The sequence below is a fragment of the Streptomyces sp. NPDC090994 genome (assembly GCF_044768905.1).
Taxonomy (GTDB): domain Bacteria; phylum Actinomycetota; class Actinomycetes; order Streptomycetales; family Streptomycetaceae; genus Streptomyces.
The window spans coordinates 148,633-166,420 of sequence record NZ_JBIVWS010000003.1; the positions used below are offsets into that span (position 1 = coordinate 148,633).

The window sequence follows — 17,788 nt, forward strand, 5'->3', positions numbered from 1 at the left end:
GGGTACGAGACGCGGGGCCGGTGTGTGAGACGCAGCACGTTCACATGAGCATCCCGGCACGGCGGTGCCGCCAGGGGCGCGGGGAACCGCGCGATCAACCACATCGGACCCGCAGCCGCCAGCGCCCCTTCGGTCCCCAGCTCTCAGGCGGACGTCACCCGAGATCGCCGACGGCAACCCGCTCGGCCAGCCGCACCAGCGTCCGCACCGCGGACCCCGTACCGCCCTTGGGCGTGTACCCGAACGGCCCGCCCTCGTTGAACGCCGGTCCGGCGATGTCCAGGTGCGCCCAGGTGATCCCCTCGCCCACGAACTCCCGCAGGAACAGCCCGGCCACCAGCCCGCCGCCCATCCGCTCGCCCATGTTGGCGATGTCGGCCGTCGAGGACTCCATGCCCTTGCGCAGGTGCTCCGGCAGCGGCATCGGCCAGGCCGGCTCGCCGACCTCCTCGGCCGCCTCGTGCAGCGCCGCGCGGAACGCGTCGTCGTTGGCCATGATCCCGAACGTCCGGCTGCCCAGCGCCAGCATCATCGCGCCGGTCAGCGTCGCCACGTCGACGATCGCGTCCGGCTCCTCCTCGGAGGCCGCCCACAGCGCGTCGGCCAGCACCAGGCGGCCCTCGGCGTCGGTGTTGAGCACCTCCACCGTCTTGCCGCTGTACATGCGCAGCACGTCACCGGGGCGGACGGCGGAGCCCGACGGCATGTTCTCGGCCAGCGCCAGCCAGCCGGTGACGTTGACCTCCAGGCCGAGGCGCGCGGCGGTGACCACGGTGGCGAAGACCGCCGCCGCACCGGCCATGTCGCACTTCATCGTCTCGTTGTGCCCGGCCGGCTTCAGCGAGATGCCGCCCGAGTCGTAGGTGATGCCCTTGCCGACGAAGGCCAGGGACTTCTTCGCCTTGGACGAGGTGTACGACAGCTTCACCAGCCGCGGCGTCGACGCCGAACCGGAGCCGACGCCCAGGATGCCGCCGTAGCCGCCCTTGGTCAGCGCCTTCTCGTCGAGCACCTGCACCTTGATGCCGTGCTCCTTGGCGGCGGCCTGCGCGATCGCGGCGAACGCCTCCGGGTTCAGGTCGTTCGGCGGGGTGTTGACCAGGTCGCGGGCGCGGTTCAGCTCCTCGGCGACGGCGGTGGCCCGCTCGACGGCGGCCTTGTACGCCTTGTCGCGGGGCTTGCCGCCCAGCAGCGCGGCCTCGGCCAGCGGCGCCTTGCCGTTCTTGGCCTTCTTGTCCTTGCCGCTGCCGCCGTTGTCCTTGTACGCGTCGAAGGAGTACGCGCCCAGCAGCACGCCCTCGCCGACCGCGCCGGCGTCCGCGGCCTCCGCCAGCGGCAGCGCGAAGGCGGCCTTCTTGGTCCCGGCCAGGGCGCGGGCGGCGACGCCGGCGGCCTTGCGCAGGGCCTCGCCGTCGTAACCGGCGTCCTTCTCGGGCTCGGCGCCCAGGCCCACCGCCACCACGAGCGGCGCCTTGAAGCCGGCCGGCGCGGGCAGCTTCGTCACCTCGCCCTCCGCGCCCGAGGCGCCGAGGGTCTCCAGAACGCCGGCCAGCTTGCCGTCGTACGCCTTGTCCACGGCCTCGGCGCCGGGAGCCACGATCAGGCTCTGGCGGCCGTTCGCGGAGCCCTTGGCGACACCGATCACGATCGCGTCGGCCCGCAGGCCGGGCGCCGCGGCGGTGCTGAGAGTGAGAGCAGTCACGGTGGTGAAATCTCGCTTCCGTCTGTTTTCCGGTCTCCGGTTTTCCGGGTTTCCGGTGAAGTTTTCCGGTGAATTCGGGTGAAGTCCGGTGTGTGGCCGAACGCGGTGGGTCGACCGGGCCCGAACCCGACCCTAGATCCCTCCTGCGGCGCGGTCTCCACCTGGGCGGTGCCGAAACCCCGCACGAGCCTACGCTCGTGGCCCCGCGTCAGCCGAGGACCAGCACCACCAGGGCCGTCGTGGCCGCGGTCTCGGCCAGGCCGCCGAAGACGTCGCCGGTGACCCCGCCGAAGCGGCGCACGCAGTGACGGAGCATCAGCTCGGCGGCGCCGAGGGCGAGGAGCACGGCGACGGCGGTCCGGGCCGCGTCCGCCGGTCCGAGAGCTGCGCCCGCCGCGGCGGCGGCCACCGTGACGGCGGCGGCGACGCCCAGCGCGCCGCGGGCCGGCACCACCCCGGCGACCGCCGCGCCGAGGCCCTCCGGGCGGGCGGCCGGTACGCCGGTGCGGGCGGCCAGCGTCAGCGCCAGCCGGGCGACGGCCGCCGAGACCACGGCGGCGAGCGCGCCCCGGGCCCAGGAGTCGCCGTACGCCTGCGCCAGCGCGGCCACCTGGGCCAGCAGCACCAGCACGAGGGCGAGCACGCCGAACGGCCCGATGTCCGACTGCTTCATGATCCGCAGCGCGTCCTCGGCGGGCTTCCCGCTGCCGAGCCCGTCCGCGGTGTCGGCCAGGCCGTCCAGATGGAGTCCGCGGGTGAGCACCGCCGGTACGGCCGCGGTGGCGACGGCGGCGAGCAGCGGCCCCGCGCCGAGGAGCAGCAGGACGAGCCCCAGGGCGGCGGCACACGCCCCGACCGCCACCCCGGCCAGCGGCGCCCACAGCATGCCGCCCCGCGCGGCCCCCCGGTCCCAGCGGTTCACCCTGACGGGGAAGACGGTGAGCGTCCCGAACGCGAAACGCAGCCCGTCGGAGCCGGCGCCGGTCACGCTCCGGAGACCTCCGCCTCGGCGTCCGCCTCCGCCTCGGCCGCGTCCTCGGCCCGCTCCGGCAGCTCCGCCGCCAGCGCCGCGGCCGCCTGCACCAGCGGCAGGGCCAGCAGACCGCCCGCGCCCTCACCGACCCGCACACCCTGGGTCAGCACCGGTTCCAGGGCCATCCGGTCCAGCGCCTTGGCCTGCCCCGGCTCCCCGCTGTCGTGCGCGGCCAGCCACCAGTCCGGCGCGCGGAACGCGATCCGCTGCCCGACCAGCGCGCAGGCGGCCGTCACCACGCCGTCCAGGATCACCGGCATCTTCCGTACCGCGCTCTGCAGCAGGAACCCGGTCATCGCCGTCAGGTCCGCCCCGCCCACCGTCGCCAGCAGCCGCAGCTGGTCCCCGAGCACCGGCCGCGCCCGCCGCAGTCCGTCCCGGATCGCCGCGCACTTGCGCATCCAGGCGAGGTCGTCGATGGCCTGCCCGCCGCGTCCGGTCACCACCGAGGCGTCCGTCCCGCACAGGGCCGCCACCAGCACACCGGCCGCGGTGGTCCCGCCCACGCTCACATCGCCGAGCACCACCAGGTCGGTACCGGAGTCGGCCTCCTCGTCGGCCACCGCGACCCCCGCCCGGAAGGCGGCCTCCGCCTCCTCCAGGGTGAGGGCGTCCTCGACGTCGATCCGTCCGCCGCCCCGCCGCACCCGGTGCCGTACCACCTCGGCGGGCAGCGACTCCGGGTCGCAGTCCAGCGCCATGTCGACCACCCGCACCGGCACGCCGAGCCGCCGGGCCAGCACGGAGACGGGCCGGCCGCCCTCCAGCACCTCGCGCACCAGCTCGCCGGCGCTGCCCGCGGGCCGGGACGAGACGTCCAGCTCGGCCACCTTGTGGTCGCCGGCGAAGAGCACCAGCCGCGGCCGTTCCACCGGCCGCACCGGTACGGCGGACTGCGCCGCGGCCAGCCACTCGCCCAGGTCGTCCAGGCGGCCCAGCGCCCCGGGCGGCACGGCCTGACGGGCCCGGCGCGCCTCGGCGTCACGGCGTACCCCGCCGTCCGGGCGCTCGATCAGGTCGGTGAAGTCGTCGAGATTCAGCGAGCTCATTCGCCGAACAGTACCGGCCCTGGTCGGGTGCGTCCGAGGGCACATGTCCCGCCCGTCCGAGCGCCGTCTTGGCTCCCGCGACCGGCATCCCATACGTTCCGTTTCGCGGAGATTGTCACCCCCTTCCTCCGTGCCGAGACAGGGAGCCGCCCGTGTCCACGCCGCCGTCACCCCCGGCCGTACTGCTGCCCGCCGTCCCGCCCGCCCCCCGGTACGCGCCCCGCCGCGCGGACTGCCCCTGGTGCGGCTCCCGGCGCCTGCGCCCCGGCCCGCGCCTCTACGCCCCGCCGGACCGGCCGGTCCTCGTCACCTGCCGGGACTGCCGGCACGCCTTCCACAACCCGCCGCCGGGCCCGGACGGCCAGGACGGCACTCCCGTACGGGCGGTCACCGGACCGCGGCACCTGTCGGCCGCCCGCGCGCTGCTGCGGCACTGCCCCGAGCCGGAGAGCTGGCTCGACCTGGACACCGGCGACGCCCGCTTCCCGCGCGCGGCGCGGCGGTACTTCCCGTACACCTCCTTCGACGGCGTCGACCCCACCCACCGCGTGCTACGCGCCCGCGCCGCCGACCTCGTGGAGGAGGCGTACGTCGGCCGCCTGACGGACCCGCACCTCGCCGCCCGGCTGCGCGCCCGCTACGACGTCGTCAGCGTCCTCCACCTGGAGCGCAGCCCCGACCCGCGGGCCGAACTCCGCGCCGCCCTGCGCGCCCTGCGCCCCGGCGGTCACCTGCTCGTCGACGCCGCCGGCCCGCGCGGTCCGCTCGCCGCCCCGCCCGGCACCCGGACCACCGCCCGGCTCCGCGCCGAACTGCGGGAACACGGCTGCGTCCTGCTCACCCCCGCCGGCCGCCGCCGGGTCGTCGCCCGCACCCCGGTCCGGCCCCGCGCCCTCGCCCGGCCCCCCGTCCCCTCCCGGCCCCGCACCCCGCCTCAGCCCCGCAGCACCAGCGCCTGACCGGCCACCACCAGCAGCACCTGCTCGCACTCGGCGGCGAACGCGGCGTTGAGCCGGCCCAGCTCGTCCCGGTAGCGGCGCCCCGAGGCGGTGGCCGGCACGATCCCCGAGCCCACCTCGTTGGAGACGGCGACGACCGTGCGCCGGGTGGCCCGCACCGCCTCGGTCAGGTCCCGGGTCCGCTCCCGCAGCTCCCGCTGCCCGCTGTCCGCCCACCGGTCGTCGTCCCACGCCCCCACGGCGTCCATGGCGTCCGTCAGCCACAGCGACAGGCAGTCGATGAGCAGGGGCGGGCCGTCCTGCGCCAGCAGGGGCACCAGGTCGCAGGTCTCGGCGGTACGCCACGACCCCGGGCGCCGCTCCCGGTGCGTGGCCACCCGTGCCGCCCACTCCGTGTCCCCGCCCCGCGTCCCGCCCGTCGCCACGTACAGCACGTCGGGGAAGGACGCGAGGCGCCGTTCCGCCTCCACCGACTTCCCGGACCGGGCCCCGCCCAGCACCAGCGCCCGGCGCGGTACGTCGGGCACGTCCTCGTACACCCCGACGGTCAGCGTCGTCCCGTCCGGCACCGCCCGCGCCGCCGCCGCCGCGAGCCGGCGCCGCAGCTCGGGCCCCGGCGGCACGTCGTGATCGAGGTGCGCGGCGACGACGTCCGTCGTCGGACCCACCGCGCCGACCGCCCGCAGCTTCGCCAGTGCGTCCGGCCGGCCCACGACGTCCGCGAGGACCAGGTCGTAGGCGCCGGCCGGTTCCTCCAGTCCGGCGGGCGCGCCGCCCGGCGGCAGGTACAGCAGCCGCTGCCCGTCCGGGCCGGTCACCGCGTACCCCGTGCCCGGCGCGTCCAGCGCCACCGCCCGCACCCGGTGCCCGGTCAGCAGCGCCAGCTCCCGCCCGTCCGGCACCCGGCCCGGCTGCGGCAGCCCGGCCGGCACCTCCACCGCCGGGCCGTCCGCCGGATGCGACAGCAGCACCTGGGTCACCCCGCCCAGGGAGCGCCCGGACCGGGCGGCGGCGAACACCGCGCCCGGTGTCAGGTCGAGCAGCAGCGCCCCGTCCACCAGCAGCGCGGTCGCCGCGCGCGCGTGCGGGCCCAGGGCGGCGGCGCAGGCCGCGCAGGGACAGTCGGGGCGGGGGAGTCCCGCGGGGGCACCGGTGCCGAGCAGAGTCACGTCCACGCACCGATTTTCGCCGGTCACCCGCCGGCCTGCGCGTCCGAGACCCCGAGTAGCCCCACTCCGCGCCCGGCCGAGCGCATAGGCTGCGACCGGGAGCCGGACCAAGATCCGGTGACCGCATCGCATGTGCTCACATCTGGGAGGCGTACATGGCGGCATGGACGTGGCGGTTCGAGACGGCCGACGGGACGGAGGTCCAGCCCTCGGTGCAGCCGGAGGAGTTCACGACGCAAGGGGACGCCGAGTCGTGGATCGGCGAGTACTGGAAGGACCTCAAGGAGGGCGGCACGGACCAGGTGCGGCTCTTCGAGGACGCCACGGAGATCTACGGCCCGATGAGCCTGCACGGCGAGGACGCGTAGCCGGCCGGGGGGCGGGCGGCCACCAGCGTCGCCGCCCCCGGCTCACTGCTCGTCCAGCGTCACCTCCGCGGTCCGCTCGTCGCCGTTCCGGGTGAACGTCACCGTCGTCCGGTCCCCGGGCCGCAGCCGGGCCAGGGCCTCGGCGAGCGAGGTGACCGTGGTGACGTCGCTGTCGCCCAGCGCGGTGACGACGTCCCCGGACTCCAGCCCCGCCCGTTCGGCCGCGCCGCCGTCCCGCACCTCGACGACGGCCACCCCGGCGGCCCGGTACCCGGAGTCGACGACCGTACGGCCGGTGATGCCGAGCGCCGCCCGGCCCGAGTCGGTCACCTTGCCGTCCCGGACGATCTGCCCGGCGACCGTCTTCACCATCGACGCCGGGATCGCGAACCCGATGCCGGGCGCCGCGCCGCCGCCGAGGTTCGGGTCGGTCGCGGCGAGCGTCGGGATGCCGATCACCTGCCCGTCGAGGTCGACCAGGGCGCCGCCGCTGTTGCCGGGGTTGATGGCCGCCGAGGTCTGCACCATGTTGGCCAGCGTCGCGCCCGTGCCGCCTCCGTCGCCGCGCTCGGTGACGGTCCGGCCGGTCGCGGAGACGATGCCCTGGGTGACGCTGGAGGACAGCCCGAGCGGCGAGCCCATCGCCAGCACGATCTGGCCCACGGCCACCTTCGCGGAGTCCCCGAAGGCGGCCGCCTTCACCCCGTCCGGCACCCGGTCCAGCTTCACCACGGCGAGGTCCTGCTCCGGGTACGACGAGACGAGCCGGGCGGGCAGCGGGTCCTCGCTGTGCGCGGTGGTCACCCGGAAGACGCGCTGGTCACCGACGACGTGCGCGTTGGTGACGATGTGCCCCTCGTCGTCGTAGACCACGCCGGACCCCAGGTCCTCGGCGCCCTGGATCTGCACCACCGACGGCAGGACGTCGTCGATCACCCGCCGGTAGTCGCTCTCCAGCCCCTGCGCGGCCCGCGGCGCCGCCGCCCGCGCCGTCCGCTCGCGCTCCACGCCGGCCTCCGAGCATCCGGCGAGGACGGCGGCGCAGCAGCCGAGAGCGGTCAGGGAGGCGGCGGCACGCAGGCGGAGGACGTCCATGCACCGAGTCTCACCAGACGGCGCCCGCCCGGCCCCCGGTGGGCACCCGAACGGGCGCGGCGCGCCCCGGCGCCGACCGGTCCGGTCAGGGTGTGTCTCCGGATGTGTCTCTGGGTGTGTCTCCGGGGGTGCGGAGGTGTGTGCCGCCCGGGTGGGGCTCGGCGGGGCCGGCCGCCGTGTGTCCCGCTCGGGCGCGGTGGTGCCGCGCCGGCGCGGCTGCCCGGTCCTGGCGGGCGCCGGACGGGCGCGGTGCGCCCGGTGCCGTCGGCGCCGCGACCGCCGGGCTCTCAGCCCCGTACCCCGCACAGGTGCAGCAGGGCCGCGACTCCCCGGTACGGGTCGGTGCGCCCCGCCCGTTCCTCCGCCGCCAGCAGCGTCTCCAGGTCGTCCGGGAGCGGTGTGTCGTCGGGCGCGGTGTCCGTGAAGACCCGTACGCCGTACCAGGCGTGCAGCGGTGCGCCGATCCCCGCGAGCGTCGCGGTCAGCGCCGCCCGCCGGTCCGCGCGGACGCCGGAGCCCGCCCGTGAGGGCTGCTCCTCGTCCGGGTCGGTACGGGAACGGGGGACCTGGGCGGCCGGTTCCAGGGCCGCCAGGGCGTCGGCCCACCGGCCGGTCAGGCCCGGCCGCATCGCCGGCGCGTCGCCGTTGCGGACCACCAGCGACAGCAGCCCGCCCTGGGCGAGCACCCGCGCCATCCCCGCCAGCAGGGGGTCGGGCTCCTCGACGTACATCAGCACGCCGTGGCACAGCACCACGTCGAAGCTGCCCGGCAGGAAGTGCACGCCGGTGTCCCGGCCGTCGCCCTCGATGATCCGCATCCGGTCCTGGATGCCCTGCGGCTGCCCGGCGAGGGCCTCGCGGGCCGCGGCGATCAGTACGGCGTCCTGCTCCAGGCCGGTCACCTGGTGCCCGGCCCGTGCCAGCCGCAGCGCCTGGGTGCCCCGCCCCATGCCGACGTCCAGCACCCGCAGCCGCCGGCCCACCGGGAACCGCCCGACGAGCTGCTCGTCCAGTTGCCGGGCCACCAGCTCCTGCCGTACGACGTCCCGCAGACCGCCGCCGGGGCCGTCCAGGCGGACCGCCGCCGCATCCCCGGCGAACGGGATCCCGCTCAGGGCCGCTCCCCGCGCTTGACCTGCGGCTTCGGCAGCCGGAGCCGACGCATCTGGAGGGAGCGCATCAGCGCGTAGGCGACCGCGCCGCGCTTGTTCTCGTCCGGGAAGCGCTCCCGCAGGGCCTTCTTCAGCCGGACGCCGGTGACGAGCGAGTCGAGCACGATCAGCACGATCACGACCAGCCACAGCAGCAGCGCGACGTTCTTCAGCGCAACCACCGGGAGCGCGCTCATCACCAGGATGACCACGGCCATCGGCAGGAAGTACTCCGCGATGTTGAACCGCGAGTCGACGAAGTTCCGGGCGAACTTGCGGACCGGGCCCTTGTCGCGGGCCGGCAGGTACCGCTCGTCGCCGCTGGCGAGTGCCTGGCGCTGGCGCTCCAGAGCGGTACGGCGCTCCTCGCGCTGCCGCTTGGCGGCCTCCTTGCGCGTCATCGGCGTACTCGCGACACTGCGCCGCTTGCTCTGGGCCTGGCTGCGCTTGGGCGTCGGGCGGCCTTTGGGGGCCTGCGGGTCGCGGGGCTGACTGGAGTCGGTCGGCGACGCTACGGTCGCGGCCTTCTCTTCCTTGGCACGGCTACGGAACACAAAACCCAAGGGTAAGCGCTCACGGCGCATGGACGTCAGTCCGGTGGGGAACGATCCCGCAACACCGTTCGTCTCTCAGGGGACAGAGGGGACGGTTGCGTACACCCCGGGTGCACCCCGGACATCTCCGGGCACGTCCCGGGCGCACCCGGAAGCGACCCGGAGACCAGGGGGCCATCTACTCCTCACGCCGGATACCGGAGCGTACGCAGTCGTCCTTGGGGATGAGCGCATCCGTCCCCGAACAGTGCGGTAATGGATGCAGGGCCCGTACTGTGGGTTCTGTCGCAGGTGCTGGAGCTGGAGTCCGTCAGAAGGGGGCGCGCGAAGCCCATGAGCGGTGTCATGAAGCGTATGGGGATGATCTTCCGCGCGAAGGCGAACAAGGCCCTTGACCGGGCCGAGGACCCGCGCGAGACCCTCGATTACTCGTACCAGAAGCAGCTGGAGCTGCTCCAGAAGGTGCGCCGCGGTGTCGCCGACGTGGCGACCAGCCGCAAGCGCCTGGAGCTCCAGCTCAACCAGCTCCAGTCGCAGTCGTCGAAGCTGGAGGACCAGGGCCGCAAGGCGCTCGCGCTGGGCCGCGAGGACCTGGCCCGCGAGGCGCTCTCCCGCCGCGCCGCCCTCCAGCAGCAGGTGACCGACCTGGAGACCCAGCACGCCACCCTCCAGGGCGAGGAGGAGAAGCTCACCCTGGCGGCCCAGCGGCTCCAGGCCAAGGTCGACGCCTTCCGCACCAAGAAGGAGACGATCAAGGCGACGTACACCGCCGCCCAGGCGCAGACCCGGATCGGCGAGGCGTTCTCCGGCATCTCCGAGGAGATGGGCGACGTGGGCCTGGCGATCCAGCGGGCCGAGGACAAGACCGCCCAGCTCCAGGCGCGGGCCGGCGCGATCGACGAACTGCTCGCCTCCGGCGCCCTCGACGACCAGTCCGGCATGCACAAGGACGACATCCAGGCCGAGCTGGACCGGCTCTCCGGTGGTACGGATGTAGAGCTGGAGCTCCAGCGGATGAAGGCCGAGCTGGCCGGAGGCTCCACCTCCGGGAAGCCGGCCATCGAGGGCGGCGCGCAGAGCGAGCAGCCCCAGCAGCAGCCGCAGGACACCCCGCGGTTCGACAAGCAGTAGCCGACGCAGTGGCCCACGCACAGCCCACGCCGAGGAGGGCGACATGATCGTACGGATCATGGGGGAGGGGCAGGTGAGGCTGGCCGACAGCCACCTCACCGAGCTGGACAAGCTGGACGACGAGCTCCTGGCCGAGATGGACGACGGCGACGGCCCCGGCTTCCGCCGCACCCTCACCGCCCTGCTCGCCAAGGTCCGCGAACTGGGCACGCCCCTGCCCGACGACTCCCTGGAGCCGTCCGACCTGATCCTCCCCGCCGAGGACGCGACCCTGGAGGACGTACGGGAACTGCTCGGCGACGACGGACTGATCCCGGGCGGCGCCTGAGGACCGACGGCCGCACCCGCGCCGGACACCGGACCGGCCGGCCTCCGCACCGCTACCGTGGACAGCCGTGAGCACACTCACCCGCGCCCGCTGCCGGCTGGGCGCCCACCCCACCGCCACGGACGCCGCCCTCGCGGTGGCCGTCCTGGTGTGCATGGTCTCCGCCTCCTTCATCGACCCGCACGGCCCCGACGGCGTCTCCTGGGCCGTGCGCACGCCCGACCCGCTCAGCCTGGTCCTCATGACGGCGGGCGCCGCCGCCCTCGTCCTGCGCCGCCGCGCCCCGCTGGCCGTCCTGGCGCTCACCGGCGGGTTCTCCCTCGTCGAGTGCGTCACCGGCGACCCCCGCGCGCCCGTCGTGATGTCGGCCGTCATCGCCCTGTTCACCGTCGCCGCCGGCACCGACCGGTCCACCACCTGGCGGACGGGACTGCTCACCATGGTCGTGCTCACCGGCGCCGCCATGCTCGCCGGGCCCCTGCCCTGGTACGCCCAGGAGAACCTCGCCGTCCTGGCCTGGACCGGCATAGGCGCCACCGCCGGGGACGCGGTCCGCAGCCGCAAGGCCTTCGTCCAGGCCATCCGGGACCGGGCCGAGAAGGCCGAGCGCACCCGCGAGGAGGAGGCCCGCCGCCGGGTCGCCGAGGAACGGCTGCGCATCGCCCGGGACCTGCACGACGTCGTCGCCCACCACATCGCCCTGGTCAACGTGCAGGCCGGGGTCGCCGCGCACGTCATGGACAAGCGGCCCGACCAGGCCAAGGAGGCCCTCGCCCACGTACGGCAGGCCAGCCGCTCCGCCCTCGACGAACTGCGCGTCACCGTCGGCCTGCTCCGCCAGTCCGGCGACCCGGAGGCCCCGACCGAACCCGCCCCGGGCCTGGACCGCCTCGACGAACTGGCCGGCACCTTCCGCAGCGCCGGCCTGCACGTCGAGACCGCCCGCGCCGACCAGGGCACCGAACTGCCCACCGCCGTCGACCTCGCCGCGTACCGGGTCGTCCAGGAGGCCCTGACCAACGTGCAGAAGCACGCGGGGCCCGGGGCGAAGGCGGAGGTCAGCGTCGTACGGGTGGGGCCGGACATCGAGATCACCGTGCTCGACGACGGCGCCGGGCAGGCGGAGCCGGCCGCCCCGGGCGGGGGACACGGACTGCTCGGCATGCGTGAGCGGGTCACCGCGGTCGGCGGCGTCCTCACCACCGGTCCCCGGCACGGAGCCGGTTTCCGCGTCCATGCGATCCTTCCAGCCGGGAAACCCCTCAAGGGCCCGGCCGGGGACCGTGCCGGGAATCCGCCCGAGAACCGACCCGAGAACCGGCCCGAGAACCGGCCCGAGAACCGACCCGAGAACCGGCCCGAGAACCGAACAGACGCCGCGAAGGACCCCGTATGACGATCCGTGTCCTGCTCGCCGACGACCAGGCGCTGCTCCGCAGTGCCTTCCGGGTGCTGGTCGACTCCGAGCCGGACATGGAGGTGGTGGGCGAGGCGTCCGACGGCGCGCAGGCGGTGCGGCTGGCCAAGGAGCAGCGGGCCGACGTGGTCCTGATGGACATCCGGATGCCCGGCACCGACGGGCTCGCCGCCACCCGCATGATCAGCGCCGACCCCGACCTCGCCGCCGTCCGCGTGGTCATCCTGACCACCTTCGAGGTCGACGACTACGTGGTGCGGTCGCTGCGCGCGGGCGCCTCCGGCTTCCTCGGCAAGGGCTCCGAACCCGAGGAGCTGCTCAGCGCCATACGCGTCGCGGCGGGCGGCGAGGCGCTGCTGTCGCCGGTCGCCACCAAGGGGCTGATCGCCCGCTTCCTCGCCCAGGACGGCGGCCTGGACGAGGACCGCGACCCGGCCCGCTCCGAACGGCTGGCCACCTTGACCGTACGGGAGCGGGAGGTGCTGGTGCAGGTCGCCGGCGGGCTCTCCAACGACGAGATCGCCGAGCGCCTGGCGGTCAGCCCGCTCACCGTGAAGACCCACGTGAACCGGGCCATGGGCAAGCTGGGCGCCCGGGACCGGGCCCAGTTGGTGGTCATCGCCTACGAGTCGGGACTGGTCCGTCCAAGGGTGGAGTGACGTCCACCCGGCCGTACTGCGGCCGGAGTATGCGCGCCGTAAGGAAATGGGTCTGTGGTCGGGGGAACGGCGCTCCCGCGTGGCTCAAAGTGGTGGAGTGGGCGCTCACTTGTGCCCGTCCTTCGCTCAGGCCACAGAAGAGAGACCCTGACCCATGTCCTGGCTGTCGAGATTCAGCCTCGCGCAACGGGCCCTGATAGGGCTGATGTCGATCATCGCGCTCGTCTTCGGGGCGATCGCGATCCCCCAGCTCAAGCAGCAGCTGCTGCCCACCATCGAACTGCCCATGGTGTCCGTGATCGCGCCGTACCAGGGTGCCGCGCCGGACGTGGTCGAGAACCAGGTCGTCGAGCCGATCGAGAACAACCTCGAAGCGGTCGACGGCATCTCGGGCGTCACCTCCACCGCCGGCGAGGGCAGCGCCGTCATCATGGCGTCGTTCGAGTACGGCCCCGACACCCAGCAGCTCGTCGCCGACGTCCAGCAGGCCGTCAACCGGGCCCGCGCCACGCTGCCGGACGACGTGGACCCGCAGGTCGTGGCCGGTTCCACCGACGACCTGCCGGCCGTGGTGCTGTCCGTCGCCTCCGAGCAGGACCAGCAGGCCCTGGCCGACCAGCTCGACAAGACGGTCGTGCCCGTGCTGGAGGACATCGACGGCGTCGGCCAGGTCACCGTCGACGGCGTGCGGGACGTGCAGGTCGCGGTCACGCCCGACGACGCGAAGCTCGCCCGGGCCGGGGTCACCCCGCAGACCCTGGTCACGTCCCTCCAGGCCGGCGGCGCCACCGTCGCCTCGGGCTCCTTCGACGAGGACGGCGCCAACCGCACCGTCCAGGTCGGCGGCGGTTTCACCTCGCTGAAGCAGATCCAGGACCTGATGGTCACCGGCGAGGGCGTGAAGAAGCCGGTGCGCCTCGGCGACCTCGCGAAGGTCGAGGAGCGGGAGGCCCCGGCCGACTCCCTCACCCGCACCAACGGCAGGCCCAGCCTCGCCGTCGCCGTCACCATGGACCGCGACGGCAGCGCGGTCGCCATCTCGAACGCGGTCGAGGACAAGCTGCCCGAGCTGCGCGAACAGCTCGGCTCCGGCGCGGAACTGACCGTCGTCAGCGACCAGGGCCCGGCCGTCTCCAAGGCCATCAAGGGCCTGACCACGGAAGGCGGCCTCGGCCTGCTCTTCGCGGTGATCGTCATCCTGGTCTTCCTGGCCTCGGTCCGCTCCACCCTGGTCACCGCGGTCTCCATCCCGCTGTCCGTGGTGCTGGCGCTGATCGTCCTGTGGACCCGCGACCTCTCCCTCAACATGCTCACCCTGGGCGCGCTGACCATCGCCATCGGCCGGGTCGTCGACGACTCGATCGTGGTCCTGGAGAACATCAAGCGCCACCTCGGCTACGGCGAGGAACGCCAGGAGGCCATCCTCAAGGCCGTGCGCGAGGTGGCCGGCGCGGTCACCTCCTCCACCCTCACCACGGTCGCCGTCTTCCTGCCGATCGGCCTGGTCGGCGGCATGGTCGGCGAGCTGTTCGGCTCCTTCAGCATCACCGTCACCGCGGCGCTCCTCGCGTCCCTGCTGGTGTCGCTGACGGTCGTCCCGGTCCTCTCCTACTGGTTCCTGCGCGCCCCCAAGGGAACCCCCGAGGACGCCGACGAGGCCCGGCGCCTGGCGGAGGAGAAGGAGGCCAAGTCCCGCCTCCAGCGCCTCTACGTCCCCGTCCTGGGGTTCGCCACCCGGCGCCGCCTGACCAGCGTGGCCATCGCGGTCGTCGTGCTGATCGGCACCTTCGCCATGGCCCCGCTGCTCAAGACCAACTTCTTCGACCAGGGCGAGCAGCAGGTCCTCAGCGTCAAGCAGGAGCTGAAGCCCGGCACCAGCCTGGCGGCGACCGACGCCGAGGCGAAGAAGGTCGAGCAGCTCATCGAGGGCACCGAGGGCGTCAAGGACTTCCAGGTGACCATCGGTTCGTCCGGCTTCATGGCGGCCTTCGGCGGCGGTACGGACACCAACCAGGCGTCGTACCAGATCATGCTGGAGGACTCGGCCTCCTCCGACGACGTCCAGGACAGCCTGGAGGCCGGGCTCGCGAAGCTCGACGGCATCGGCACCACCACCATCGCCGCCGGTGACGGCTTCGGCAGCCAGGACCTGAGCGTCGTCGTCAAGTCCTCCGACGCCGACGCGCTGCGCAAGGCCGCCGAGGAGGTCCGCGAGGCGGTCGCCTCCCTCGACGACGTCACCGACGTCACCAGCGACCTGTCGCAGAGCGTGCCGCGCATCTCGGTCAAGGCCAACGACCGCGCCGCCGCGGCCGGCTTCACCGACCAGACCCTCGGCGCGGCCGTCACCCAGGCGGTCCGCGGCACCACCGCGGCCAAGGCGGTCCTCGACGACACCGAGCGGGACGTCGTCATCACCTCGGCGAAGCCCGCCGACACCCTCGCCGAACTGAAGGCGCTGCCGCTCGGCCCGGTGAAACTCGGCGACATCGCCACCGTGAAGCTGGTCGACGGCCCGGTCTCCATGACCCGGATCGACGGCCAGCGCGCCGCGACCATCACCGCCCGGCCGACCGGCGACAACACGGGCGCGGTCAGCACCGACCTCACCGCCGAGATCAACGGCCTGGACCTGCCGGCCGGCGTCACCGCCGAGATCGGCGGCGTCTCCGCAGACCAGGACGAGGCGTTCGTCAACCTGGGCCTGGCGATGCTCGCGGCCATCGCGATCGTCTTCATGCTGCTGGTGGGCACGTTCCGGTCGCTGGCCCAGCCGCTGATCCTGCTGGTCTCCATCCCGTTCGCGGCGACCGGCGCGCTCGGCCTGCTGATCGCCACCGGCACCCCGATGGGCGTCCCGGCGATGATCGGCATGCTGATGCTGATCGGCATCGTGGTCACCAACGCGATCGTGCTGATCGACCTGATCAACCAGTACCGCAAGCAGGGCTACGGAGTGGTCGAAGCGGTGATCGAGGGCGGCCGCCACCGGCTGCGGCCCATCCTGATGACCGCCCTGGCGACCATCTTCGCCCTGCTCCCGATGGCCCTGGGCGTCACCGGCGAGGGCGGCTTCATCGCCCAGCCGCTGGCGGTGGTCGTGATCGGCGGCCTGGTCACCTCGACCCTGCTGACCCTGCTCCTGGTGCCGACGCTCTACGCGATGCTGGAGCTGCGCAAGGAGCGCCGCGCGAAGAAGAAGGCGGCGAAGCGGGGCGGCGACGTACCGCCGCGGGCGGCAGCCGCCGACGAACCGGAGCCGGCGAAGGTCTGATCCCGCAGACGGCGAGGGCCCCGTCCGCCACCGAAGGTGGTCGGACGGGGCCCTCGCCATGAGAAGCAGTACGGGCGGGTGGGAAAGGAACCGTTACGGCAGCGCCAGCATCCGCTCCAGCGCCAGCTTCGCGAACGCCTCCGTCTCCTTGTCGACCTCGATCCGGTTGACCAGCGTCCCCTCGGCCAGGGATTCCAGCGCCCACACCAGGTGCGGCAGGTCGATCCGGTTCATGGTCGAGCAGAAGCAGACCGTCCTGTCGAGGAAGACGATCTCCTTCCCCTCCGGGGCGAAACGGTTCGCCAGCCGCCGTACGAGGTTCAGCTCGGTCCCGATGGCCCACTTGGACCCGGCCGGGGCCGCCTCCAGCGCCTTGATGATGTACTCGGTCGAGCCGACGAGGTCCGCCGCCGCGACGACCTCGTGCCGGCACTCGGGGTGCACGAGCACGTTCACGCCGGGTATGCGGGCGCGCACGTCCTCGACCGACTCCAGGCTGAAGCGGCCGTGCACCGAGCAGTGCCCGCGCCACAGGATCATCTTGGCGTCCCGCAACTGCCCGGCGGTCAGCCCGCCGTTCGGCTTGTGCGGGTTGTAGACGACGCAGTCCTCCAGGGACATGCCGAGGTCACGGACGGCGGTGTTGCGGCCGAGGTGCTGGTCGGGCAGGAAGAGAACCTTCTCGCCCTGCTCGAACGCCCAGTTCAGCGCCCGCTCGGCGTTGGACGACGTACAGATCGTCCCGCCGTGCCTGCCGGTGAACGCCTTGATGTCGGCGGAGGAGTTCATGTACGAGACGGGCACGACCCGGTCGGCGATCCCCGCCTCGGTCAGCACGTCCCAGCACTCGGCGACCTGTTCGGCGGTGGCCATGTCGGCCATCGAGCACCCGGCGGCGAGGTCGGGCAGCACGACCTTCTGGTCGTCGGAGGTCAGGATGTCCGCCGACTCCGCCATGAAGTGCACGCCGCAGAAGACGATGTACTCGGCCTCCGGGCGCGCGGCGGCGTCCCGGGCCAGCTTGAACGAGTCACCCGTGACATCGGCGAACTGGATGACCTCGTCGCGCTGGTAGTGGTGGCCGAGCACGAAGACCTTGTCCCCGAGCTTCTCCTTGGCCGCGCGGGCGCGGGCGACCAGGTCCGGGTCGGAGGGCGAGGGCAGATCACCCGGGCACTCCACACCGCGCTCGCTCCTCGGGTCGGCCTCGCGGCCGAGGAGCAGCAGGGCGAGCGGAGTCGGCTGAACGTCGAGCTCCTGGGCTTGGGCGGTGGTCACGGCACGCACCCTTTCTACTTTTCGTCGAATTGACGCTATCTATCATATCCGCTTCACGTCAGTTTGACGATGCCCATTGTGTCGGTGTGACGTGAATCCCGGCGCCCGCGCCCCTGACCGTCCCCGGGCCCGTGTGCGAGCATGAAGAGACGGACCGAGGGGAAATCGCTCGGGTCCGGCCCGGAATGAATCCGGGGCCCCGTCGGTTGCAACCGTCGGCAAGCAGTCTCCGTACAACCCGGGAGAGATGTAGATGTCCGTATCGGACGAGACCACCACCGTCACCGACGGCATCATCCTGACCGACGCCGCCGCGGCCAAGGTCAAGGCCCTGCTCGACCAGGAAGGCCGTGACGACCTGTCGCTGCGTGTCGCCGTCCAGCCCGGCGGCTGCTCCGGCCTGCGCTACCAGCTCTTCTTCGACGAGCGCTCCCTCGACGGCGACGTCGTCAAGGACTTCGGTGGCGTGAAGGTCGTCACCGACCGGATGAGCGCCCCGTACCTGGGCGGCGCCACCGTCGACTTCGTCGACACGATCGAGAAGCAGGGCTTCACGATCGACAACCCGAACGCGACGGGCTCCTGCGCCTGCGGCGACTCCTTCAGCTGAGCCGCACCCGG

General features: G+C 73.6%; 16 protein-coding genes. 8 read left to right on the plus strand and 8 right to left on the minus strand.

All coding sequences use genetic code 11. The annotated features are described in order from the left end of the window. Positions 1 to 154 precede the first annotated feature (154 nt). From ACIQR3_RS08080 to cobT, 3 genes are all read right to left on the minus strand, one after another. Positions 155 to 1,702, minus strand: a complete 1,548-nt coding sequence (locus tag ACIQR3_RS08080; RefSeq protein WP_403535798.1) for a leucyl aminopeptidase — start codon at positions 1,700 to 1,702, stop codon at positions 155 to 157. Between the two features lie 208 nt (positions 1,703 to 1,910). Then, positions 1,911 to 2,690 carry an adenosylcobinamide-GDP ribazoletransferase gene (locus tag ACIQR3_RS08085; protein WP_403535800.1) on the minus strand — a complete coding sequence of 260 codons (780 nt, stop codon included), beginning with the start codon at positions 2,688 to 2,690 and terminating at the stop codon, positions 1,911 to 1,913. Continuing rightward, a complete protein-coding gene (cobT, locus tag ACIQR3_RS08090; RefSeq protein WP_403535802.1) occupies positions 2,687 to 3,784 on the minus strand; it encodes a nicotinate-nucleotide--dimethylbenzimidazole phosphoribosyltransferase in 1,098 nt (365 codons plus the stop codon). Before cobT ends, ACIQR3_RS08085 begins: the two co-directional genes overlap by 4 nt. A gap of 152 nt (positions 3,785 to 3,936) precedes the next feature. Between cobT and ACIQR3_RS08095 the strand changes: the two genes are divergently transcribed. Continuing rightward, positions 3,937 to 4,743, plus strand: a complete 807-nt coding sequence (locus ACIQR3_RS08095; RefSeq protein WP_403535805.1) for a methyltransferase domain-containing protein — start codon at positions 3,937 to 3,939, stop codon at positions 4,741 to 4,743. Here ACIQR3_RS08095 and ACIQR3_RS08100 read toward each other — a convergent pair. Further along, positions 4,719 to 5,918, minus strand: coding sequence for a bifunctional adenosylcobinamide kinase/adenosylcobinamide-phosphate guanylyltransferase (locus ACIQR3_RS08100; protein ID WP_403535808.1), 1,200 nt, complete (start codon positions 5,916 to 5,918; stop codon positions 4,719 to 4,721). The genes ACIQR3_RS08095 and ACIQR3_RS08100 overlap by 25 nt on opposite strands. A 149-nt stretch (positions 5,919 to 6,067) precedes the next feature. On the opposite strand from ACIQR3_RS08100, the gene ACIQR3_RS08105 reads away from it, so the two are divergent. Continuing rightward, entirely contained in the window at positions 6,068 to 6,280 is a 213-nt protein-coding gene (locus tag ACIQR3_RS08105) for a hypothetical protein (protein WP_215165812.1), read from the plus strand. 42 nt (positions 6,281 to 6,322) lie between these two features. Here ACIQR3_RS08105 and ACIQR3_RS08110 read toward each other — a convergent pair whose 3' ends face one another. The 3 genes from ACIQR3_RS08110 to ACIQR3_RS08120 form a co-directional block, all read right to left on the minus strand. Beyond that, complete coding sequence (locus tag ACIQR3_RS08110; protein ID WP_403535812.1) at positions 6,323 to 7,375, minus strand: S1C family serine protease; 1,053 nt, start codon at positions 7,373 to 7,375, stop codon at positions 6,323 to 6,325. A gap of 287 nt (positions 7,376 to 7,662) precedes the next feature. Next, positions 7,663 to 8,400, minus strand: coding sequence for a class I SAM-dependent methyltransferase (locus ACIQR3_RS08115; protein WP_403535814.1), 738 nt, complete (start codon positions 8,398 to 8,400; stop codon positions 7,663 to 7,665). 86 nt (positions 8,401 to 8,486) lie between these two features. Beyond that, the gene (locus ACIQR3_RS08120) at positions 8,487 to 9,110 is read right to left on the minus strand and encodes a DUF3043 domain-containing protein (RefSeq protein WP_403535817.1); all 624 of its coding nucleotides are present in this window, start codon (positions 9,108 to 9,110) and stop codon (positions 8,487 to 8,489) included. 315 nt (positions 9,111 to 9,425) lie between these two features. Between ACIQR3_RS08120 and ACIQR3_RS08125 the strand changes: the two genes are divergently transcribed. From ACIQR3_RS08125 to ACIQR3_RS08145, 5 genes are all read left to right on the plus strand, one after another. Continuing rightward, positions 9,426 to 10,211 (plus strand): PspA/IM30 family protein, encoded by a 786-nt coding sequence (locus ACIQR3_RS08125; RefSeq protein ID WP_403535820.1) that lies wholly within the window; start codon positions 9,426 to 9,428, stop codon positions 10,209 to 10,211. Positions 10,212 to 10,254: 43 nt separating this feature from the next. After that, the gene (locus ACIQR3_RS08130; protein ID WP_403535823.1) at positions 10,255 to 10,539 is read left to right on the plus strand and encodes a hypothetical protein; all 285 of its coding nucleotides are present in this window, start codon (positions 10,255 to 10,257) and stop codon (positions 10,537 to 10,539) included. Between the two features lie 67 nt (positions 10,540 to 10,606). Continuing rightward, the gene (locus ACIQR3_RS08135; protein WP_403535826.1) at positions 10,607 to 11,935 is read left to right on the plus strand and encodes a sensor histidine kinase; all 1,329 of its coding nucleotides are present in this window, start codon (positions 10,607 to 10,609) and stop codon (positions 11,933 to 11,935) included. Then, positions 11,932 to 12,615: a response regulator transcription factor gene (locus ACIQR3_RS08140; protein ID WP_215165821.1), complete on the plus strand. Its 684-nt coding sequence runs from the start codon at positions 11,932 to 11,934 to the stop codon at positions 12,613 to 12,615. The genes ACIQR3_RS08135 and ACIQR3_RS08140 overlap by 4 nt, the downstream gene beginning before the upstream one ends. A gap of 154 nt (positions 12,616 to 12,769) precedes the next feature. Further along, positions 12,770 to 15,889 carry an efflux RND transporter permease subunit gene (locus ACIQR3_RS08145; protein ID WP_403535829.1) on the plus strand — a complete coding sequence of 1,040 codons (3,120 nt, stop codon included), beginning with the start codon at positions 12,770 to 12,772 and terminating at the stop codon, positions 15,887 to 15,889. 93 nt (positions 15,890 to 15,982) lie between these two features. Here the strand turns inward: ACIQR3_RS08145 and nadA are convergent, their stop codons facing one another. Continuing rightward, positions 15,983 to 17,167 carry a quinolinate synthase NadA gene (nadA, locus tag ACIQR3_RS08150; RefSeq protein ID WP_403535832.1) on the minus strand — a complete coding sequence of 395 codons (1,185 nt, stop codon included), beginning with the start codon at positions 17,165 to 17,167 and terminating at the stop codon, positions 15,983 to 15,985. A gap of 253 nt (positions 17,168 to 17,420) precedes the next feature. Between nadA and ACIQR3_RS08155 the strand changes: the two genes are divergently transcribed. Continuing rightward, the gene (locus tag ACIQR3_RS08155; protein WP_004989079.1) at positions 17,421 to 17,777 is read left to right on the plus strand and encodes an iron-sulfur cluster assembly accessory protein; all 357 of its coding nucleotides are present in this window, start codon (positions 17,421 to 17,423) and stop codon (positions 17,775 to 17,777) included. Positions 17,778 to 17,788: the final 11 nt, after the last annotated feature.